General features: G+C 53.4%; 16 protein-coding genes. 8 read left to right on the top strand and 8 right to left on the bottom strand.

The features are described 5' to 3' along the window. Positions 1 to 3: 3 nt before the first annotated feature. A complete protein-coding gene (locus FDX04_RS02220; RefSeq protein WP_137361496.1) occupies positions 4 to 2,091 on the top strand; it encodes a YccS/YhfK family putative transporter in 2,088 nt (695 codons plus the stop codon). A gap of 91 nt (positions 2,092 to 2,182) precedes the next feature. Here the strand turns inward: FDX04_RS02220 and FDX04_RS02215 are convergent, their stop codons facing one another. From FDX04_RS02215 to ppiA, 5 genes are all read right to left on the bottom strand, one after another. Beyond that, entirely contained in the window at positions 2,183 to 3,400 is a 1,218-nt protein-coding gene (locus FDX04_RS02215) for an aspartate aminotransferase family protein (RefSeq protein WP_137370397.1), read from the bottom strand. 85 nt (positions 3,401 to 3,485) lie between these two features. Beyond that, positions 3,486 to 4,049, bottom strand: a complete 564-nt coding sequence (gene pabA, locus FDX04_RS02210; protein ID WP_042312037.1) for an aminodeoxychorismate synthase component 2 — start codon at positions 4,047 to 4,049, stop codon at positions 3,486 to 3,488. A gap of 31 nt (positions 4,050 to 4,080) precedes the next feature. Continuing rightward, positions 4,081 to 4,683: a putative adenosine monophosphate-protein transferase Fic gene (locus tag FDX04_RS02205; protein ID WP_079225890.1), complete on the bottom strand. Its 603-nt coding sequence runs from the start codon at positions 4,681 to 4,683 to the stop codon at positions 4,081 to 4,083. Beyond that, complete coding sequence (locus tag FDX04_RS02200; protein ID WP_064507016.1) at positions 4,673 to 4,840, bottom strand: YhfG family protein; 168 nt, start codon at positions 4,838 to 4,840, stop codon at positions 4,673 to 4,675. Before FDX04_RS02200 ends, FDX04_RS02205 begins: the two co-directional genes overlap by 11 nt. A gap of 107 nt (positions 4,841 to 4,947) precedes the next feature. After that, a complete protein-coding gene (gene ppiA, locus FDX04_RS02195; RefSeq protein WP_003023595.1) occupies positions 4,948 to 5,520 on the bottom strand; it encodes a peptidylprolyl isomerase A in 573 nt (190 codons plus the stop codon). 264 nt (positions 5,521 to 5,784) lie between these two features. On the opposite strand from ppiA, the gene tsgA reads away from it, so the two are divergent. The 7 genes from tsgA (at position 5,785) to FDX04_RS02160 (ending at position 18,980) form a co-directional block, all read left to right on the top strand. Beyond that, entirely contained in the window at positions 5,785 to 6,966 is a 1,182-nt protein-coding gene (tsgA, locus tag FDX04_RS02190) for an MFS transporter TsgA (RefSeq protein ID WP_038634817.1), read from the top strand. Between the two features lie 270 nt (positions 6,967 to 7,236). Continuing rightward, complete coding sequence (gene nirB / locus FDX04_RS02185; protein WP_137370396.1) at positions 7,237 to 9,780, top strand: NADPH-nitrite reductase large subunit; 2,544 nt, start codon at positions 7,237 to 7,239, stop codon at positions 9,778 to 9,780. Beyond that, positions 9,777 to 10,103 carry a nitrite reductase small subunit NirD gene (gene nirD / locus FDX04_RS02180; protein WP_003023590.1) on the top strand — a complete coding sequence of 109 codons (327 nt, stop codon included), beginning with the start codon at positions 9,777 to 9,779 and terminating at the stop codon, positions 10,101 to 10,103. The genes nirB and nirD overlap by 4 nt, the downstream gene beginning before the upstream one ends. A gap of 199 nt (positions 10,104 to 10,302) precedes the next feature. Then, positions 10,303 to 11,106, top strand: a complete 804-nt coding sequence (gene nirC, locus FDX04_RS02175; protein ID WP_137370395.1) for a nitrite transporter NirC — start codon at positions 10,303 to 10,305, stop codon at positions 11,104 to 11,106. 26 nt (positions 11,107 to 11,132) lie between these two features. Continuing rightward, positions 11,133 to 12,506, top strand: a complete 1,374-nt coding sequence (gene cysG / locus FDX04_RS02170) for a siroheme synthase CysG (protein ID WP_137370394.1) — start codon at positions 11,133 to 11,135, stop codon at positions 12,504 to 12,506. A 301-nt stretch (positions 12,507 to 12,807) separates the two neighbouring features. Beyond that, on the top strand, positions 12,808 to 18,612 hold the full coding sequence (locus FDX04_RS02165) for an autotransporter outer membrane beta-barrel domain-containing protein (RefSeq protein ID WP_137370393.1): 5,805 nt from the start codon (positions 12,808 to 12,810) through the stop codon (positions 18,610 to 18,612). A 197-nt stretch (positions 18,613 to 18,809) separates the two neighbouring features. Next, the gene (locus tag FDX04_RS02160) at positions 18,810 to 18,980 is read left to right on the top strand and encodes a YhfL family protein (protein ID WP_003827690.1); all 171 of its coding nucleotides are present in this window, start codon (positions 18,810 to 18,812) and stop codon (positions 18,978 to 18,980) included. A 67-nt stretch (positions 18,981 to 19,047) separates the two neighbouring features. On the opposite strand, the gene FDX04_RS02155 is transcribed toward FDX04_RS02160, so the two are convergent. Genes FDX04_RS02155 through FDX04_RS02145 form a run of 3 tightly spaced genes read right to left on the bottom strand, consistent with a single transcriptional unit; the run spans position 19,048 to position 21,825 of the window. Continuing rightward, positions 19,048 to 20,142: an aminotransferase class I/II-fold pyridoxal phosphate-dependent enzyme gene (locus FDX04_RS02155; RefSeq protein WP_137370392.1), complete on the bottom strand. Its 1,095-nt coding sequence runs from the start codon at positions 20,140 to 20,142 to the stop codon at positions 19,048 to 19,050. A 13-nt stretch (positions 20,143 to 20,155) separates the two neighbouring features. Next, positions 20,156 to 21,460, bottom strand: coding sequence for a YhfT family protein (locus FDX04_RS02150; RefSeq protein WP_137370391.1), 1,305 nt, complete (start codon positions 21,458 to 21,460; stop codon positions 20,156 to 20,158). 11 nt (positions 21,461 to 21,471) lie between these two features. After that, entirely contained in the window at positions 21,472 to 21,825 is a 354-nt protein-coding gene (locus FDX04_RS02145) for a DUF2620 domain-containing protein (protein ID WP_047408212.1), read from the bottom strand. Position 21,826 lies beyond the last annotated feature (1 nt).

Below are 21,826 nucleotides of genomic sequence, written 5' to 3'. Positions count from 1 at the left end.
CCGATGTGGCGAAGACTGATTTATCACCCCGAGATCAACTACGCACTACGACAGACCCTGGTGCTGTGTTTACCTGTGGCCGTCGGTCTTATCATTGGTCAGCTTCATCTGGGGCTTCTGTTTTCCCTCGTCCCTGCCTGTTGCAACATTGCCGGTCTTGATACCCCGCATAAACGCTTTTTTAAACGTTTAGTTATTGGCGCATCGCTGTTTGCCGGTTGCAGCCTGATCATGCAGTTACTGCTGGCAAAAGATATACCACTGCCGCTCATCCTCACCGGCCTGACGCTGATTCTTGGCGTAACCGCCGAGCTAAGCCCGTTGCATGCGCGACTGCTGCCAGCCTCACTCATCGCGGCAATTTTCACGCTAAGCCTTGCCGGGAACATGCCCGTCTGGGAGCCATTGCTGATCTATGCACTGGGTACGTTGTGGTACGGTCTGTTCAACTGGTTCTGGTTCTGGATGTGGCGTGAGCAGCCACTGCGTGAATCGCTCAGCCTGTTGTACCGCGAATTAGCCGATTACTGTGAGGCCAAGTACAGTCTGCTGACCCAGCATGCCGATCCAGAAAAAGCGCTGCCTCCGTTGCTGGTTCGTCAACAAAAGGCGGTGGATCTGATTACCCAGTGCTACCAGCAAATGCATATGCTGTCGGCGCATCACAATAATGAATACAAGCGACTGTTGCGTGCCTTTCAGGAAGCGCTCGATTTACAGGAACATATTTCAGTTAGCTTGCATCAGCCGGAAGAGGTGCAAAAGCTGGTCGAGCGAAGCCACGCGGAACAGGTGATTCGCTGGAACGCGCGTACCGTCGCCGCCCGCCTGCGCGTACTGGCCGATGATATCTTGTATCACCGCTTACCGACTCGTTTCTCAATGGAAAAGCAGATTGGTTCGCTGGAGAAAATCGCCAACCAGCATCCGGACAATCCGGTGGGGCAATTTTGCTACTGGCACTTCAGCCGTATTGCTCGTGTGCTGCGGACCCAGCGCCCGCTGTATGCCCGTGATTTAATGGCAGACAAACAGCGGCGGTTGCCGTTGATCCCGGCGCTGAAAAACTATCTGTCGTTGAAATCCCCGGCGCTGCGTAACGCCGGGCGCATAAGCGTCATGCTGAGTATCGCCAGCCTGATGGGTAGCGCCTTACATCTGCCTAAACCTTACTGGATTTTGATGACGATCCTGTTCGTCACGCAAAATGGCTATGGGGCGACCCGGGTGCGTATTTTGCATCGTTCGGTGGGGACGCTCGTCGGACTGGTGATTGCGGGCGTCACATTGCACTTTCATATTCAGGAAGGTTTCACGCTGGCAGGCATGTTGCTGATCACGTTAGGCAGCTATCTGATCATTCGCAAAAACTACGGCTGGGCCACCGTTGGCTTTACGGTTACGGCGGTATACACCCTGCAACTGCTGACGCTGAACGGGGAACAATTTATCGTACCGCGGTTTGTGGACACGGTGATTGGCTGCTTAATCGCCTTTGGCGGCACGCTCTGGCTGTGGCCGCAGTGGCAGAGTGGTCTGTTGCGTAAGAACGCCCACGATGCGTTAGAAGCCGATCAGGAAGCCATTCGCCTGATCCTCAGCAACGATCCGCAGGCCACGCCGCTGGCGTATCAACGCATGCGGGTCAACCAGGCGCATAACACGCTGTTTAACTCACTGAATCAGGCAATGCAGGAGCCGGGATTTAACTCGCACTATCTGGCAGATATGAAACTGTGGGTCACGCACAGCCAGTTTATTGTCGAACACATCAACGCGATGACCACGCTGGCGAGGGAACATACGATGCTGACGCCGGATTTGGCACAGCGGTATCTGGAGTCCTGCGAAATCGCGCTCCAGCGCTGTCAGCAGCGGCTGGAATATGACGGACCGGGAAGCTCGGGCGATGTGAATATTCTCGAGGCACCAGAGATGCTGTCCCACGGTCCGTTAAGCACCCTGGAGCAGCATCTGCAGCGGGTTCTGGGGCATCTGAACACCATGCACACCATTTCGTCGGTCGCATGGCGTCAGCGCCCACACCACGGCATCTGGTTGAGCCGCCGACTGCGGGATATGAAAGGTTAAGATCGACTGCCGGATGCGCTACGCTTATCCGGCCTACGAATCAAACCTTACCCTGTAGGCCGGATAAGGCGCTCGCGCCGCCATCAGGCAATCAGCCCACCACCTTCGCGACAGCCTGCGCGAAACGCTGCATCCCTTCCTCGATATCCGCGTCTTCCACCACCAGCGACGGCGCGAAACGCATCACGTCCGGCCCGGCATTCAACACCATCACCCCTTCGTGCGCGGCGGCGTAGAGGAAATCGCGCGCCCGGCCTTTAAACTGCGGCTTCAGCTCGGCGCCAATCAGCAGCCCCATGCCGCGAATATCGCTGAAAATATCGAACTGCTGATTAATCTGCTGCAAATGCTGGACAAACTTCTGACGTTTGCCCTGAATACCTTCCAGCACTTCCGGGGTGTTGATGATATCAAACGCGGCATCTGCAACTGCACAGGCCAGTGGATTACCGCCGTAAGTGGAACCGTGCGAACCCACGTGGAACGCGGAGGCAATTTCCTGGGTGGTCAACATGGCGCTCACCGGGAAGCCGCCGCCGAGCGCCTTAGCACTGGTGAGGATATCCGGCGTCACGCCGTAGTGCATATAGGCAAATAAATCGCCGGTACGCCCCATCCCACACTGCACTTCATCAAATACCAGCAGCGCCTGATGCTGGTCGCAGAGTTCACGTAAACCTTGCAGGAATTCCGGGGTTGCCGCAGTAACGCCGCCTTCCCCCTGAATTGGCTCAACCACCACCGCACAGGTGTGATCGTCCATCACCGCTTTTACCGCATGCAGATCGTTAAACGGCACATGGATGATATCTGCCGGTTTTGGTCCAAAGCCGTCGGAATATTTCGGTTGCCCACCAACAGATACGGTAAACAGCGAACGACCGTGAAACGCATTATGAAAGGCAATGATTTTGGTTTTGAACGGGCTGTGGCGTACGCAGGCATAATGACGCGCCAGCTTAAAGGCGGTTTCGTTGGCTTCGGTACCGGAGTTCATGAACAGCACGCGTTCAGCAAAGGTCGCATCAATGATTTTACGACCTAAGCGCAACGCTGGTTCGTTGGTGAAAACGTTACTGGTGTGCCACAGGGTTTCGCCCTGGGTTTTTAACGCCTCAACCAGCACCGGATGGCAATGCCCTAACGCGGTAACTGCAATGCCGCCCGCAAAATCAACATACTCTTTGCCCTGTTGATCCCAGACTCGACTCCCTTTTCCTTTTACCGGGATAAACTCAGCCGGTGCATAAATCGGCAGAATTACTTCATCGAATGTCGCGCGCGTAATCGCAGTTTGTTCAGTTGCCATGTCATTACCACCCTGTTAAGCAGAAATGCTAGTGAAATTATAATCACAAAATATGAATAAAAAATCACTGAATAGCAACCATAAATCACCGTTGGAGGAAATTATCCAGCAGCTGATGTCCCTGTTCGCTGAGAATACTCTCCGGGTGAAACTGCACACCTTCCAGATCCCACTCACGGTGGCGAATACCCATGATCTCCTGTGTCTCACTCCAGGCGGTCACTTCAAAGCAGTCAGGAAGCGTTTCGGGGGCAACCACCAGAGAATGGTAGCGTGTCACGGTTAATGGGTTGGCGAGTCCCTGAAAAACGCCCTGCCCGTTATGCGTAATCGGCGAGGTTTTACCGTGCATCACTTTTGCTGCCCGAACCACGGTCGCGCCAAACGCCTGCGCCATCGCCTGGTGACCGAGACACACGCCCAGCAGCGGGATGTTGCCCGCGAAATGGCGAATTACATCCAGCGAGATACCGGCATCATCCGGCGTGCAGGGGCCTGGGGAAATCACGATTTTTTGCGGATTCAGCGCGTCGATTTGCGACAGCGTCAGCTCGTCGTTACGCCTGACGAGAACATCAGCGCCCAGTTCGCAAAAGTATTGGTACAGGTTCCAGGTAAAAGAATCATAGTTATCGATAAGCAGGATCATGGCGGCTCCGGTACATAAGACCCGCGCTATTCTACTCAGTTTCCGGGGCTTCGCTTACCACTTTACGAAATATCGCCCGCAGGGCGGTCAGGTCGCCCATTGCCCCGCTCTGGTTCGCCTGGTTCCACTCCTCAACCTGAATGTCATCCCAGCTCAGCATATACCCGGCATGAATCGCTAACTGTTCGAAGAAAATACGCTGCGCGAGACCGCTACCAATACGAAACGGATGCAGCACATTAATTTCGCAATAATAGTGCGCGAGGCGATCGACAAATTTGTCTTCCGGCAATCCCACCAGCCAGGACTCCTCTTCCAGGTCCTGCATCAGCGCATTGCCCTCTTTCTCGATATAGGCGAAATGGCAAAAGCGTGTATCGCCCTGGTAGATATCAACTTCCCGCAACTGCCCCGCCCAGTCGAAAATATCCTGGTATAACTGGCGATGAATGGCGCACAGGTGTGGCAAGCCACGCTTTAAAGGCCCCAACTCAATCGTCGCGGCGCGCAGTGCTGTTAATTCGTATGCCGCTTGTGCCAGACGCTGGGCCTGATGAATCCCCAGGCGGTTACGCATCACATTCAGACCGGGGTACAGATAAGGGTCACGTCCATCACCGAATTTATCGCTCATAGTGCCTCCTCAACTCTTCCAGACGCGCCAGGGCGTCTTCCGCGTTCAGAGTAACCTGTGGAATATCCACGCCTTCCAGTCGTCGGCTTCCCTGGAAATTGACATTACGCCGTTGCTCCCAGAGTCTGGACTTTTGTTTATCGGTGAGTTTTTTCACGTGACCTCCCTGAATGTAAGCGGCACTTGCCACAAGTATAAGCAGCAATTTCGGGTTACGCAGAGAAGGGAGAGAACGCGGGCAGGAACTACCCGCGCAAAATACGATTACGGCAGGACTTTAGCTGAAAGGATAACAATCGGTTTTGACGGGACATTCTGGTAAGGACCAACATCATGGGTCTGTACCTGAGAGATCTTATCCGCGACATCCATACCTTTCACAACTTTACCGAATACAGCATAGCCAAAGTCGCGTTGGCCGTGATCGAGGAAAGCGTTGTCTGCGATGTTGATAAAGAACTGGCTGGTCGCGCTGTCTTTATCTGCTGTACGCGCCATCGCAATCGTGCCACGGGTGTTACGCAGCCCGTTATCGGCTTCATTCTTGATTGGCGGGTTAGGTTTCTTCTGCTGCATCTGCTCGGTGAAGCCGCCGCCCTGTACCATAAAGCCCGGGATCACACGGTGGAACGTGGTGTTGTTATAGAAACCACTGTTCACATAATCGACAAAGTTTTGCACTGAAACCGGGGCTTTCTGGCTGTTCAGCTCCAGCTCAATGTTACCCGCAGAGGTGGTCAGCAGGACATGTGGGTCACCTTTTGCTGCCAGTGCTGCAGGGGAGAGAGCGGAAAGAGCGAGAACAGCTGCAACAGCCGCCAGAGTCGATTTGAGCATGAGAATTCCTTAACAAGAGCAGAAATGAAGCAAGTGAATTGATTTTAAAGAGCCTTCAAGGACAAGGCCATCCCTTTACTTAATTTTACGTACTTGAAACAAATGTAACCTCACAGTCGCAATACTCATTGTGATCGAGATCACATACAAAAATGTAACGGAGCAAGTTATTGCCATTAAATATTTAAATGTGTCACTAAAGCGCCTAAAATCTGCCCGCTCACGGCGCAGTCAATGCGCCTTACACTTCTATACAGGCCAGTCATGACTAACAGCAACCGCATTAAGCTCACATGGATTAGCTTTCTCTCCTACGCCCTGACAGGCGCGTTGGTAATTGTCACCGGGATGGTGATGGGAAATATCGCAGATTACTTTCATTTGCCCGTTTCCAGTATGAGTAACACCTTCACTTTCCTGAATGCCGGCATCCTGATCTCTATCTTTCTGAATGCATGGCTGATGGAGATTGTGCCCCTGAAAACCCAGTTGCGCTTTGGCTTTATCCTGATGGTTCTGGCGGTCGCCGGACTGATGCTCAGCCATAGCCTGGCCTTGTTCTCAGCAGCAATGTTTGTCCTTGGGCTGGTGAGCGGTATCACCATGTCGATTGGTACATTCCTGGTCACGCAGATGTATGAAGGTCGCCAGCGCGGTTCTCGCCTGCTGTTTACGGACTCTTTCTTCAGCATGGCTGGCATGATTTTCCCGATGGTGGCAGCATTTCTGCTAGCGCGCAGCATTGAATGGTACTGGGTTTATGCCTGCATCGGCCTGGTCTATGTCGCTATTTTCCTGCTGACCTTCGGTTGCGAATTCCCTGCGCTGGGCAAACACGCGCAGCAGTCAGACGCACCGGTAGTAAAAGAAAAATGGGGCATTGGCGTACTGTTTCTGTCCATTGCGGCTTTATGTTACATCCTCGGCCAGCTTGGTTTTATCTCATGGGTACCGGAATATGCCAAAAGTCTGGGTATGAGCCTGGGTGATGCGGGTAAACTGGTCAGCGACTTCTGGATGTCTTACATGGTTGGCATGTGGGCGTTTAGCTTTATTCTGCGTTTCTTCGATTTGCAGCGCATCCTGACGGTACTGGCGGGTTTGGCCACCGTCCTGATGTATCTGTTTATCACCGGTACGCCGGAGCATATGCCGTGGTTCATTCTGACGCTGGGCTTCTTCTCCAGCGCGATTTATACCACCATTATTACCCTCGGTTCCCAGCAGACGAAGGTCGCCTCACCTAAACTGGTTAACTTCATTCTGACCTGCGGCACCATCGGTACCATGCTTACTTTCGTCGTCACTGGCCCGATCGTCGCTCATAGCGGTCCAATGGCGGCACTGCAAACAGCTAACGGCTTGTATGCCGTTGTGTTCGTAATGTGCTTTATTCTTGGGTTTGTTACGCGCCATCGCCAGCATAACGCGCCGGCCACGCATTAATCTCACGGCCGGATGGTGTTCTCGCCATCCGGCATATCCCTGGCATCCCTTCCTCCATTGGTGATGTAGGCCAATTCATACAAAAACCCCTTAATTTGTGCGCTTTTTATACAAACACTAAAAGCCAGTCAATTCCGTAACTTATAAAAATGTAGGTAAATCAGTTATGTACCTCTTAAGGAGTATATGAGGGCGAATTTGATTTGTATCAATAAGCGGGGTAGCTGAATCGTTAAGGTAGGCGGTAATAGAAAAGAAATCGAGGCAAAAATGAGCAAAGTCAGACTCGCTATTATCGGTAATGGTATGGTCGGCCATCGCTTTATTGAGGATCTTCTTGATAAATCCGACGCTGCCAATTTTGATATTACCGTCTTCTGTGAAGAACCCCGCAAAGCGTACGACCGCGTACACCTGTCTTCCTACTTCTCCCACCACACCGCCGAAGAGCTTTCTCTGGTGCGCGAAGGATTCTACGAGAAGCACGGCGTTAAGGTATTAGTCGGCGAGCGCGCAATTACCATCAACCGCCAGGAGAAGGTGATCCACTCCAGCGCGGGTCGTACGGTTTATTACGATAAGCTGATCATGGCGACTGGCTCTTATCCGTGGATCCCGCCGATTAAAGGTTCGGAAACCCAGGACTGCTTCGTTTACCGCACCATTGAAGACCTCAACGCCATTGAGTCTTGCGCGCGCCGTAGCAAACGCGGTGCTGTCGTCGGCGGTGGCCTGCTGGGCCTGGAAGCCGCCGGTGCGCTGAAAAACCTCGGCGTTGAAACCCACGTGATTGAATTCGCTCCGATGCTGATGGCTGAACAGCTGGATCATATGGGTGGCGAGCAGTTACGTCGCAAAATTGAAAGCATGGGCGTGCGAGTGCACACCAGCAAAAACACGAAAGAGATTGTCCAGGAAGGCGTCGAAGCGCGCAAAACCATGCGTTTTGCCGATGGTAGCGAACTGGAGGTCGACTTTATCGTTTTCTCTACCGGTATTCGTCCACGCGACAAACTGGCTACCCAGTGCGGTCTGGACGTCGCTCCGCGCGGTGGGATCGTGATTAACGACACCTGCCAGACTTCTGACCCGGACATCTATGCCATCGGCGAATGCGCCAGCTGGAACAACCGTGTATATGGTCTGGTGGCTCCCGGCTACAAAATGGCGCAGGTCGCCGTTGACCATATCCTCGAAACCGAAAACGCCTTCGAAGGCGCAGATTTAAGCGCCAAGCTGAAGCTACTCGGCGTTGACGTTGGCGGGATTGGCGACGCGCATGGCCGCACACCAGGTGCGCGCAGCTACGTTTACCTCGACGAGAGCAAAGAAGTCTACAAACGCCTCATTGTCAGCAAAGATAACAAAACGCTGCTCGGCGCGGTTCTGGTAGGCGACACCAGCGATTACGGCAATCTGCTGCAACTGGTGCTGAACGCTATCGAACTGCCGGAAAACCCGGACTCATTGATCCTGCCTGCGCACGCGGGCAGCGGCAAACCGTCTATCGGCGTCGATAAACTGCCGGACAGCGCGCAGATTTGTTCCTGCTTCGACGTCACCAAAGGCATGCTGGTTGCTGCTATCAATAAAGGTTGTCACACCGTTGCGGCGCTGAAAGCTGAAACCAAAGCCGGTACCGGTTGCGGTGGGTGTATCCCACTGGTAACGCAGGTCCTGAACGCTGAACTGGCGAAACAGGGTATTGAAGTTAACAACAACCTGTGTGAACACTTCCCGTACTCGCGTCAGGAACTGTTCCATCTCATTCGCGTAGAAGGCATTAAAACCTTCGAAGAGTTGCTGGCAAAACATGGGAAAGGCTACGGCTGTGAAGTGTGTAAACCGACCGTCGGTTCCCTGCTGGCCTCGTGCTGGAATGAGTACATTCTCAAACCTCAGCACACACCGCTGCAAGACACCAACGACAACTTCCTGGCGAATATCCAGAAAGACGGCACCTACTCTGTAATCCCGCGCTCCGCTGGCGGTGAAATCACCCCTGAAGGTCTGGTGGCCGTGGGGCGTATCGCGCGTGAATTTAACCTGTATACCAAAATCACCGGCTCTCAGCGTATTGGCCTGTTCGGCGCACAGAAAGATGACCTGCCGGAAATCTGGCGCCAGTTGATTGAAGCCGGTTTCGAAACCGGTCATGCCTATGCTAAAGCGTTGCGTATGGCGAAAACCTGCGTGGGCAGCACCTGGTGCCGCTACGGCGTGGGCGATAGCGTCGGTTTCGGCGTCGAGCTGGAAAACCGCTACAAAGGCATCCGTACGCCGCACAAGATGAAGTTCGGTGTCTCTGGCTGTACCCGTGAATGCGCGGAAGCCCAGGGCAAAGACGTGGGTATCATCGCTACTGAGAAAGGCTGGAACCTGTACGTTTGCGGTAACGGCGGGATGAAACCTCGTCATGCAGACCTGCTGGCAGCAGATATCGATCGCGAAACGCTGCTCAAGTACCTTGACCGCTTCATGATGTTCTACATCCGTACTGCCGACAAACTGACCCGTACCGCACCGTGGTTAGACAATCTGGAAGGCGGTATCGAGTATCTGAAGTCCGTCATCATCGACGACAAGCTGGGTCTGAATCAGCATCTTGAAGAAGAGATGGCCCGTCTGCGTGAAGCAGTGGTCTGCGAGTGGACAGAAACCGTTAACACCCCATCTGCGCAGGTTCGCTTCAAACACTTTATCAACAGCGATCAACGCGATCCGAATGTCCAGGTTGTGCCTGAACGTGAACAACATCGTCCGGCCACGCCTTATGAGCGTATCCCGGTGACTCTGGTGGAGGAAAACGCATGAGCCAGTGGAAAAACATCTGCAAAATCGATGACATTCTGCCTGCAACAGGCGTCTGCGCCCTGTTAGGTAACGAGCAGGTTGCGATTTTCCGCCCGTATCACAGCGACCAGGTGTTTGCGATCAGCAACATCGACCCATTCTTTGAGTCCAGCGTGCTTTCTCGTGGGCTGATTGCTGAACATCAAGGCGAATTGTGGGTTGCCAGCCCGCTGAAAAAACAGCGTTTTCGCTTAAGCGACGGTCTGTGCATGGAAGACGAACAGTTCTCCGTGAAACATTACGAAGCGCGAGTGAAAGACGGCACGGTGCAACTGCGCGGTTAATAAATTTTTGGGAGGCGCAACGCCTCCCCTTTTTTGTATTTTTTTTCATTTTCATTGTTATCACAAAATCATTTGTACTGCATCGCGGCGGCAACTGAGCAAATCCCCAGGAGCATAGTTCACTATGTGACTGGGGTGAGCGAGGGCAGCCAACAAAGAGGCAGGGCAAAGGATGAAGTGAGAAAAGGATAATCAACACATGTTCACAGACACTATCAATAAGTGTGCGGCTAACGCTGCGCGCATCGCACGCCTGTCGGCTAATAACCCGCTCGGATTCTGGATCAGTTCGGCAATGGCGGGGGCCTATGTGGGTCTCGGCATCATTCTTATTTTCACCCTCGGCAATCTGCTCGACCCGTCCGTACGTCCTCTGGTAATGGGTGCAACCTTTGGTATTGCCTTAACGCTGGTTATTATCGCCGGTTCTGAACTGTTCACCGGACACACGATGTTCCTGACGCTTGGCGTTAAAGCGGGCACCATCAGTCACGGTCAGATGTGGGCAATCCTGCCAAAAACCTGGCTGGGTAACCTGGTCGGTTCCGTGTTTGTCGCCCTGCTTTACAGCTGGGGTGGCGGTAGCCTGCTGCCGGTCGATACCAGCATCGTCCATTCGGTTGCTCTGGCGAAAACGACCGCGCCTGCGATGGTTTTGTTCTTTAAAGGCGCGCTATGTAACTGGTTGGTTTGTCTGGCTATCTGGATGGCAATCCGTACCGAAGGCGCGGCAAAATTCCTCGCTATCTGGTGGTGTCTGCTGGCGTTTATTGCTTCCGGCTACGAGCACTCCGTTGCCAACATGACGCTGTTTGCCCTCTCCTGGTTCGGCCATCACAGCGAAGCCTATACCCTGTCAGGAATTGGTCATAACCTGCTGTGGGTGACACTCGGTAATACTTTGTCCGGTGTCGTATTCATGGGATTAGGTTATTGGTATGCTACGCCAAAATCGGAGCGTCCTGTTCCGGCAAAAATCAACCAAGCTGAGAATCTGGCATAACAGCCAAATAATTAAGGGGTAATGTCGTGGATCATTTGCCTATATTTTGTCAACTACGTGACCGCGACTGCTTGATCGTCGGCGGTGGTGATGTCGCAGAACGCAAAGCGCGGTTACTGCTGGAAGCGGGTGCCCGTTTAACGGTTAATGCGCTGGCGTTTATTCCGCAGTTCAAAGTATGGGCAGATGAAAACATGCTGACGCTGGTTGAGGGGCCGTTCGATGAGTCCCTGCTCGACACCTGCTGGCTGGCTATTGCCGCCACCGATGACGATGCCGTCAACCAAAGCGTCAGCACCGCCGCAGAATCACGTCGTATCTTCTGCAACGTAGTCGATGCGCCAAAAGCAGCCAGTTTTATCATGCCCTCCATTATCGACCGCTCGCCGCTGATGGTGGCGGTCTCCTCTGGCGGCACTTCACCGGTGCTGGCCCGTCTGCTGCGTGAAAGACTCGAATCCATGCTGCCTCAGCATCTGGGCCAGGTCGCGCAATATGCAGGCAAGTTGCGTTCCCGGGTTAAAAACCAGTTTGCCAGTATGGGTGAACGTCGCCGCTTCTGGGAAAAATTGTTCATTAATGACCGCCTGGCGCAGTCGCTGGCAAACAACGATCGTAAAGCTGTCGAGGAAACCACCGAGCAGTTGCTCAGCGAACCACTGGATCACCGTGGTGAAGTGGTGCTGGTTGGCGCCGGTCCTGGCGATGCCGGGTTACTAACGTTGAAAGGGCTGCAGCAGATCCAGCAAGCCGACGTAGTGGTTTATGACCGTCTGGTTTCCGACGATATTATGAACCTCGTGCGCCGCGATGCGGACCGGGTATTCGTCGGTAAACGCGCGGGTTACCACTGCGTACCGCAGGAAGAGATTAACCAGATCCTGCTGCGTGAAGCGCAACAGGGTAAACGCGTCGTGAGACTGAAAGGTGGCGACCCGTTCATCTTTGGTCGCGGTGGCGAAGAGCTGGAAACGCTTTGCCACGCCGGTATTCCATTCTCTGTCGTACCGGGTATTACCGCAGCCTCCGGTTGTTCCGCCTATTCCGGCATTCCACTGACCCATCGTGATTACGCCCAGAGCGTTCGTCTGGTTACCGGGCACCTGAAAACCGGCGGCGAGCTGGACTGGGAAAATCTGGCGGCAGAGAAACAGACGCTGGTGTTCTACATGGGGCTGAACCAGGCGGCCACGATTCAGGAAAAACTGATCGAATTTGGCATGCAGCCCGATATGCCGGTTGCACTTGTAGAAAACGGCACCTCCGTGAAACAACGCGTCGTCAACGGTGTGCTGACGCAGCTCGGGGAATTAGCGCAACAGGTTGAAAGCCCAGCGCTAATTATTGTTGGTCGTGTGGTAGGCCTTCGCGATAAGCTGAACTGGTTTTCGAACCATTAATTCAAATTATGCCCTGTTATTCAGGGCATTTATCATTCCTGTCATTCATTCTTTATTCTCAAATTTAAATTAAGAAAAACTAAATTCATTCACCAAGGAGATGATTTTTCGCTCTAATTTATGAATTCATTGCAAAACATCCCATTTATATTCGTATAATCCATAAATAAATTCACATCCTAAATAATATAGTCATTTAGTAGTTTGACTAAGTACGGCTGTTCAGTGGCAAAATAATAATCGAAATAAATTTATGCCTTCTATGGCATATTTTGTGCGTATTTATTTAAGGATATCGATTATGCAAAGGAAAAAACTCATTGCGGTGGGTATTGCTCTTGCGTTGCAAACTTACTATCTCCCGGCGATAGCCGCAGATAGCAGCGACGATGACAACGATTGCCCCACTGATGTATCCGTATTATCAAAAGACGAGCGTAACAAACTCTCCGCACGCTGCGTGGCGGGTTATACAGAGCAAGACAATCACTGGGGATGGGTCGCAGGTGGTATCGCTGCGCTAACAGCCGGTGTAGCGATAGGTATCGATAACAATGGTGGCGGTCATTCCCACTATAATGATACACCTACAACCCCATCAGATAACGGCAGCGATGTAACACCCACACCTCCCGATGACGATGGCGGCGATGTCACGCCCACACCTCCCGACGACGATGGCGGCGATGTCACGCCCACACCTCCCGACGACGATGGCGGCGATGTCACGCCCACACCTCCCGATGATACCTCAGTCATTACCTTCAGTAATGGCATCACCATCGATAAGGGATTGAATACACTGACATTTGACGACATCAGGCTGGATAGTGGCACAGACCTCGGCGGCGCGATGTGGAATTATTCCGAACAGGACGATCAGTGGCAGATCGCGTTAGAAGACGGTAAAACTCTGCTGGTTTCAGACTGGAAAGTCACTGACAGCAACGCTGCCGTAATCGAAGGTACAGTGCAGGGAAGCGGCCTGTACTGGAAATATGACAGCCAGGGATACCTGATTGTTGCCGATGATCAAACCACAGTCGCAACGGGCGACGACGAGTCACACGCCGCCGATCGCGGTGTTGATACCCACGGTGCAGGTAAAACCGGCGTCATCATCTCCGGCGATCGGACAAACAACGCGTTAAGCGGTGATTCCTCTGTCAGCGATGGCGCGGTTGGCATCGTCATTACTGGTGACAACACTACCAATACGATTTCAGGACAAAGCACCGTCGATGGCGCAACCGGCGCACTGATTTCAGGTGACGACACCACCACCCGCATTTCCGGTGGCATTGACGTCACGGGCGGCGGCACAGGCATGGTGATCGATGGCGACAGAACCACGGTGGATAATACCGGTATATCTAACATCAGCGGTCAGGGTTCTACCGGCTCCATCGTCAATGGCGACAACTCGCACGTTATCAACGATGGTGAACTCAATGTGGCCGACGGCGCTACCGGGGCAAAAATTACCGGTGATGATGTCTTCATCGACAACAAAGGCGATACTACCGCCAGCGGCGCCGGATCTTTCGGGCTGAATATTGACGGCGACAACGCAACCATTAACAACGAAGGGAAACAGGATATTTCCGACGGCGCAACGGGCATCTTTGTTAACGGCAACAGCACTACCTTCAATAATACCGGTACCACTGAGGTAAGCGGCGCTGATTCAACCGGTATCATTATTACTGGCGACAAGACGCGCATTACTAACGATGGCGAGTTAAACGTTACCGACGGAGCGACCGGAACCCAAATTAACGGTGACGGCGCCGTGATTGATAACACCGGCGACACAACAGTCACCGGCGCGGGCTCCACCGGCCAGTACATCAAAGGCGATAACGCGCGAATCGCGAATACGGGTGATATCACCGTGGATGGCGCGGGCTCTACTGCCGCAGTCATTGATGGTAATGATAATAATCTGACCCAGGCAGGTGACATGCTGGTCACCAACGGCGCGACGGGTATCGTCGCCAACGGTACCGGCGATGAGGTGAAAAATACCGGCAACGCCACCGTCCGCGATCGGGACTCTGTGGGGTTTGTGGTTGCAGGCGAACAAAACACCTTTAGCAATAAAGGGGATATTAACGTTAGCCTAAATGGTACAGGCGCGCTGGTAAACGGCAATACGTCGCAGATTACGCTGGACGGCGATATTAACGTGAACTCAGCACAGGACAGCAGCGGCATATTTCGCGGCGCAACGGGCGTGAACGTGAGCGGCGACAGCAACGCCGTTGATATCACCGGCGACGTTAATTTGAGCGCAGATTACGCAAAAGAAGATAAAATTGACAGTGGCTCCCCGCTAACCGGCGTTTCCGTCAGCGGTAACAACAACGATATTACCCTGGACGGCGCGCTGAATTTTGACGTTAACGCCCAGACCTCGGCTACCGAGCAGATTGTGGGGCTGAACGTTAACGGTGACAACAACAGCGTCAAGATAGACGGTGGTATCAACGTCAGCCACAATTCATCTGAGGATTCCAATGTATCCATCACGGCCATTAATATTGACGGCGACAGCCAGGTCGTATTAAGCGGCCAATCTTCCATAGATACGACAACCATAGTGGGCGGAATGGTTACGCTGGCGCAAGTCAATAACGGCGGCTCGTTAATTCTGACTGACGCCTCCAGCATTGATATCAGTGCCCATTATGTGAGTAATTACTATTTCACCGACAACGCCCTATTACTCGCCAGTGGCGAAGGTTCCTCAATTGAGAACAACGGTAGTATTACCAGCCACGGCGTCTATTCCATAATAAAAGCCAGCAACGGAGCTGAAGCCAGCAACAGCGGTGATATTCTGGTCTATGCCACCGACAACAGCAGCAATGATGACGATCGTACCGCCATTGTCCGCGCTGAGGGCGAAGGCTCCATGGTTCACAATCAGTCCGGCGGCGATATCTCCCTTATTTCCGACCAAAAGCCATCAGAAAACAATGGTATCGCTGAATTTCCGCTGATGTGGTATAACCATACCTTCTACGCGATGGCAGCTACAAGAAAAGATAGTAGCGTCATTAATGATGAAGGTGCCACCATCCATTTGCAGGGAGCAGGCGTGTATGGTGTTTCCGCCAGCAAAGGGACAGCGCGGAACGAAGGTGATATCTACCTGGACGGCTTAGTCCCGACGCTGGATGATGAAGGCAACATCACCGGCACAAGTTACTGGCATCCGTCATCGCTCTATCTCACCAGCACGGGTATGGTCGCTGGCTCAACCGACAGCGGTCAGGGCGATGCAACCGCCACCAATACGGGCACCATTACCGTCAATAATGCGGGCTTCGGTATGATGGCGCTCAATGGCGGCACAGCCATTAACCAGGGCACCATTAACCTGACTGCCGATGAAGGCGTTACACAAACCGACGAAAATCAACTGGTCGGTATGGCCGCGTTAAACGGCGGTTTGGTAATTAACGACACCAGCGGCACGATCAATATTGAAGCTGCCTACGGTAAACCCTTCCTGACCGACAGCAGCAGTAACATCGTTAACTACGGCACGGTCTGCTTTGGCGACGATTGCCAGGACAGCGACGAATACAACCCGACCGACAGCAATGTTTCCCTTTCTCTCCTCGATGGTGGCGTTATTACCGCTGAAGGCGAAACGCTGACGGATAAAACCATCATCACCGATCCGGCCGCAACGGGAACCGTGCATGTCACCAACGCTGGCACCGTCAGCGGCGGCAAGGTTATCGTTAAAAATTATGGCGACGTGACCAACGAATCCACCGGTAGCATCAGCAGCGTGAGTATCGACACTGGCGGGGTTTATACCAACGATGGGACAACGGCGGCGGTATCCGTAGACGGCGGCGTCTTCAACAATACTGGTACCGTAACCGGGAAAACCGGAACCACGGTAGCTGGTTCCGTTATTAACAACAGCGGTTCCATGAACACGGTTGAGCAATGGTCCAGCACCATGAACAATACCGGTACGGTGACAGCCTGGACTGGCGCATCGGGCGGTGCGGTACTGAACAACAACGCAGGCGGCGAAGTTGATAAGCTGAACTTTACCGCCGCCGCAACCGTCAACAACGCGGGGGTAATTAAAAACGGCTCTGTCGATAAAAGCGGGACGCTTAATAACCTCGAAGGTGGCGTGATGACGCTGGCGGATAACGGCCTGTGGTCCGGTACCTTCAATAACTGGGGGACGGTAAACAGCGATGCCGATATCGCCACCGGCGGGAGCGGACACACGCTGTACAACGGCAGCACTGGCGTCATTAACGGACAGGTCACTACCTCGAAAAATAATGGCGGCAGTAAAGCCATTAACGACGGCACCATTAACATTGATAAAACTAACAATGTGTCGATGTCCGCGCACGGCAGCGCGAAGATGGTCAATAACGGCACTATCAATGTGGGGACAGTAGGCACCACGCAAACCGGCATGGTCGGGATGCAGCTGGAATCAGATGCCAAATCCGATGCAGTGATCGAAAATAACGGCACCATCAATATTTACGCCAGCAACTCCTACGCCTTCAGCCAGTTGGGCAGTAACGGTCATATCGTCAATAACGGCACAGTCTACATTGATGACAACGTGACCGGCTCCGGCTTTATCAAGCAGGATGGTAAAACCATTGAAGGCAGCGGCGAAAACGGCGACGGTACGGAAGTGCATTATGTTGACTTCACGGCACCCACGGAACCCACCATTACCGATGGCACGACAACCGTTACCACCAGCGACAGTGCAGATTCATCTGCCACCAACAACCTGTCGGGCTACGTAGTCGGCACCAGCGCTGATGGCAGCGCCGGTAAATTGATGGTCAGCAACGCCAGCATGAACGGTGTGGAAATTAACACCGGGTTCACCGCAGGCACCGCCGACACCAGCGTCAGCTTTGACAACGTGGTTGAGGGTAGTAACCTGTACGACGCAAGCGCCATCCAGTCCACCAGCGTGGTGTGGAACGCCCAGGGTAGCCAGGACAGCAACGGCAACGTTGACGTCACCATGACCAAAAACGCCTATGCCGACGTGGCCACCGACGCCAGCGTTTCTGGCGTGGCGAGTGCGCTGGACGCTGGTTACACCAACAACGAGCTGTACACCAGCCTTAACGTGGGTACTACCGCCGAGCTGAACAGCGCACTCAAGCAGGTGAGCGGTGCTCAAGCCACCACGGTATTCCGTGAAGCGCGTGTACTCAGCAACCGCTTTACCATGTTGGCCGACGCCGCGCCGCAAATTAAAGATGGCCTGGCGTTCAACGTGGTGGCGAAAGGCGACCCGCGTGCGGAGCTGGGCAACGACACCCAGTACGACATGCTGGCATTACGCCAGACGTTGGATCTCACCGCCAGCCAGAATCTGACGCTGGAGTACGGTATTGCGCGTCTGGATGGCGACGGTTCGAAAACTGCGGGCGATAACGGCCTGACCGGCGGCTACAGTCAGTTCTTTGGTCTGAAGCACAGCATGGCATTTGATGAAGGTCTGGCGTGGAACAACAGCCTGCGTTATGACGTGCACAACCTCGACAGTAGCCGTTCTGTCTCTTATGGCGACACCAACAAGGTGGCGGATTCCGACGCACGTCAGCAGTATCTTGAGTTTCGCAGCGAAGGAGCGAAAACCTTCACCATGATGGGCGATGCGCTGAAAGTCACACCTTACGTCGGGGTGAAATTCCGTCACACGCTGGAAGGCAGCTACAAAGAGCGCAGCGCAGGGGATTTCAACCTGTCGATGAACGCTGGCAGCGAAACCGCCGTAGATTCCATAGTCGGAATGAAGCTCGACTACACCGGTGAAAATGGCTGGAGCGCCAGCGCCACGCTGGAAGGCGGCCCGAATCTAAGCTACAGCAAAAGCCAGCGTACCGCGTCGCTACAAGGTGCCGCAGGCCAGTCCTTTAGCGTAGACGACGACCAAAAAGGCGGCGGCGTCAACGGTCTGGCGACTGTTGGCGTGAAGTACAGCGCCAAAGACGCCAGCCTGAATCTGGATGCTTACCAGTGGAAAGAGGATGGTATCAGCGATAAAGGCTTCATGTTGAATTTCAGAAAAACATTTCGCTAATTAATTATACTCGGCAGCCTGGCATTCTTTATTAATACCAGGCTTTTTTATTTAAAAATAATTCATTGGCTGTATATTTTATATAAAAGCCGTTAAGTCCTTTTCTGGACTATTTTAATTATATTTTAGTTGATATCTTAACCGCCGAGAAATGGACTTCATCCATTTTAAAATAGATATCTTACAAGGATTTTAACATGCTGAAATTTGCAAAAATCACCTTAGTTGCTGGTGTTCTGGCTACGCTGACCGCGTGTACTGGTCATATCGAAAACACAAAAAATAACTGCAGCTACGATTACTTCCTGCATCCAGCAATTTCGATTTCTAAAATTATTGGTGGCTGTGGTCCGGCTGCAAATCAGTAATAAAAGCGATTGCGCAGATACAAAAAAACCGGGAATCACCCGGTTTTTGCATTTATAGATTCGATGCTCATTCACATGTTATCGCACTCACACTCTCGCGCAAAATACGCAGCACGGTCTGTTCTCCACTTCTGTTTGGGTTAATACGGATCGCATAATCTCCCAGCGACGGATTTGCTTCGCGAAACGTCCCCGAAAGACGATAGAACAATGGAGGGATCTCATACTTTGACTCTGCTCCCACCGGGTATGGCAGCGCACCACTCTCTTGCGCCGCCTTCAGCACGCGGGCTGCAATCGGCTGGTGAAACTCCACGATTAGCACCTTCGACTGGGCATTGGCGATGACGGCTTTTTTCACCTCGGGCAGCGCTCCGCTATTGAGCATCGCCAGCAACCGTTCGGAAACGCCAGCCTGTACCGCATGCATCACCGGGGCGAAAACCAGTCCACGAAGTACCTCCAGCGCCTGCCCTCCCTGAATCTGGCTGCCGCCGGAATAAAGTGTCGCACGAATTTTAGCGATAACCTCCGCCTTGCCGACAACCGCCCCTACGCCTTCCGGGCCGAAGAGTTTAAAGCACGAAAAGGTAGACAGTGTAGCCCCACATTCACAGCCAATACCGTCAACTTTCATCACCGCGTAGTTATCGTCGGTTAACGTCGGTACGCCGCACTGCGCAATTTCCGCCAACACCTCGGCTAACACGTAACGATCCTGCGGTTGCTGGCGCGTGTGCTGCACCAGCGCGGCATCAGGGCGATGCTCCGTAATGACCTGCTTTATGGCCTTAAGATCGTTGAAATCTGCCCTGATGAGGAGAATGCCCATCTGCTCGATGAGTACCTGTGTCGTAGGATACACTGGCGCGTCATGAACCAGCAGTCGCTGGCCGGGTTTGAGCAGCGCAGCCAGCCCGACGCGAATAGCCCCGGTGCCTGCCCCCTGAACCAGCGCTGCGGCCTCAGCATGAAACGCCTCGGCCAACACCTTTTCCACACGCTGCGTGACCCGAGGCTGATTCAGCCCCGGGGCCAGCCCCAAATCACCCCCCGCCAGAAAATCAGCGCCAGGAAAGTGACGGCAGAGCGTATCCACCAGCGCAAACTGCTTTTGCTGTGCTTGCGCGAGCGTCAGGCTTTGCAGAGGGAATGTTTTCATTTTTTACGCCTCCTCAAGCCGGAACAAACAGACCAAACCAGTAGAGAATATTCAGCACAATACCGGTGATCATCACCGCCACGACCGGGGCCGCCATCTTCTGAACCGGACGCCCTATCGATTCGTTGAGGAAGTAAATCGCCACCGCAATCGAGAAGCCGGTGTAGCCCGCCATCTTGATTGCGGCAAAAATCGAGCCGACCAACAGCGCCATTTCCATCAGCATATTCATGGCATTACGAATATTGTCCGACGCATTACGCACTGACGGATACCGTCCCAGCCATTTGCCAATCGAACGCAGCAGCAGCACTTCCGCTGAAATCACGATAGCGCCAAGGATTGCCGCAATCCACGGGTTCGGCGCCAGGTAGCCAACGGAATAGACGAACGTGAAGCCCGCTACCGCATAAACACCCGTCGCCAGCGCGGTTGTCGCAATCATTGGCACAAAACCCAGCCCGCGCATAAACTCCGCCAGGGCAGCCTGGTTCACCAGCGTCTGCGACTGCTCCGGTGTAATCCCTGCCGAATAAGCTTTTTCCAGCGTAAAAATTGAGACTTCGCTGCCAGCGAAAATCTTCATACTGGCGACGGCCGCGATCAGTGCGCCGACAATGGCGATGTACGGCAGGTTTTTAATAATCCGCGAGGTTCGTTCCTCAAAGACCGATAACCCGCTGGCATCCATCTCTTCATCGCCACGGTGGCGAATATCATGCGTAATGGCAATCGCCAGTAGCATCATCATCCCCACAAAAATCTCAATTGATTCCGGGTTCAAATGCGGGAAGTAACGCACCACCACCACGCGGGTCATCAGTACCACCACCGCCGCGATAATGCTGTGCTTCCAGCCGAACTGGTAGAAAATCGCCACCAGCGGGAAAAGTGCGAATGCGGAAACCACCGGAGAACTCAGCTCGCCGAGGCTACCCAGCACATCAACCGGCAACGCCGTGAGCAGATGGTTTACCGGCAGCAGGCAGGTCAGAATCAATACGCCCCAGATAGCGCCCAGACCGAACGCCAGCAGGCTGTTCATCGCCAGCACACCGAGAATGTCCGTTGGCAGGAACAGCAGCCAGGCGTTGAGCAAGCCGGTTTTCAGGGTAAAGGAGATCCCAACCGACGCCACAAAGCCAATACTCAGACCAAACGCGATACTTCCCGCCTCACGGCGGTTCATGTATCCCTCGATCAGCTGCGGCAGAATCGGACGGATACCGTCATGAAAGACAGCCGCCGAGCGATGCGCCAGAAGTGACGTCATGCCGGTCAGGCAGGCCACCAGCACAATCTGAATGTACAGATCCATAGTCATGCCTTTTATTTCAGATGGTTAACCAGCATCGGTATCGCATGTTCAACATGTTCGACGGAGAGGCCAAAAGCCACTTTCCCTTCCGCAACCATTTTTGCGATATGTTCGTCTTTCGCCTTAATACCCGGCCTGGCGATAGTGCAGCTTTTGTTGTAGCCAATCACCGCAATGGCAATCGAAAGCGCTGCGCCCGCACCGGTGTTACAAGCGCCAATGTAGTAATCCAGTTGCCCGGATTTCACCTTCATCGCCGCTTCCATATCGTTATGAATGGACACCTCAAAGCAGCCAGGAGCGGCGGTTTCGATGGTCTTTTTAATCTGCTCACGTTGTAAGCCAGCAACGCCAATCTTTTTCATG

It is taken from the genome of Citrobacter sp. wls615 (genome assembly GCF_005281355.1).
GTDB classification, from domain to species: Bacteria; Pseudomonadota; Gammaproteobacteria; order Enterobacterales; family Enterobacteriaceae; genus Citrobacter; species Citrobacter werkmanii.
Note: the sequence above shows the minus strand (reverse complement) of the source record. Positions and strands in the feature narration are given on the sequence as shown.

What these genes read in the sequence shown, in the direction of transcription:
- FDX04_RS02220 (WP_137361496.1), top strand. Translation starts at nt 4, where the DNA reads ATGTGGCGAAGACTGATTTATCACCCCGAGATCAACTACGCACTACGA.
- FDX04_RS02215 (WP_137370397.1), bottom strand. Translation starts at nt 3,400, where the DNA reads ATGGCAACTGAACAAACTGCGATTACGCGCGCGACATTCGATGAAGTA.
- pabA (WP_042312037.1), bottom strand. Translation starts at nt 4,049, where the DNA reads ATGATCCTGCTTATCGATAACTATGATTCTTTTACCTGGAACCTGTAC.
- FDX04_RS02205 (WP_079225890.1), bottom strand. Translation starts at nt 4,683, where the DNA reads ATGAGCGATAAATTCGGTGATGGACGTGACCCTTATCTGTACCCCGGT.
- ppiA (WP_003023595.1), bottom strand. Translation starts at nt 5,520, where the DNA reads ATGCTCAAATCGACTCTGGCGGCTGTTGCAGCTGTTCTCGCTCTTTCC.
- tsgA (WP_038634817.1), top strand. Translation starts at nt 5,785, where the DNA reads ATGACTAACAGCAACCGCATTAAGCTCACATGGATTAGCTTTCTCTCC.
- nirB (WP_137370396.1), top strand. Translation starts at nt 7,237, where the DNA reads ATGAGCAAAGTCAGACTCGCTATTATCGGTAATGGTATGGTCGGCCAT.
- nirD (WP_003023590.1), top strand. Translation starts at nt 9,777, where the DNA reads ATGAGCCAGTGGAAAAACATCTGCAAAATCGATGACATTCTGCCTGCA.
- nirC (WP_137370395.1), top strand. Translation starts at nt 10,303, where the DNA reads ATGTTCACAGACACTATCAATAAGTGTGCGGCTAACGCTGCGCGCATC.
- FDX04_RS02165 (WP_137370393.1), top strand. Translation starts at nt 12,808, where the DNA reads ATGCAAAGGAAAAAACTCATTGCGGTGGGTATTGCTCTTGCGTTGCAA.
- FDX04_RS02160 (WP_003827690.1), top strand. Translation starts at nt 18,810, where the DNA reads ATGCTGAAATTTGCAAAAATCACCTTAGTTGCTGGTGTTCTGGCTACG.
- FDX04_RS02155 (WP_137370392.1), bottom strand. Translation starts at nt 20,142, where the DNA reads ATGAAAACATTCCCTCTGCAAAGCCTGACGCTCGCGCAAGCACAGCAA.
- FDX04_RS02150 (WP_137370391.1), bottom strand. Translation starts at nt 21,460, where the DNA reads ATGGATCTGTACATTCAGATTGTGCTGGTGGCCTGCCTGACCGGCATG.
- FDX04_RS02145 (WP_047408212.1), bottom strand. Translation starts at nt 21,825, where the DNA reads ATGAAAAAGATTGGCGTTGCTGGCTTACAACGTGAGCAGATTAAAAAG.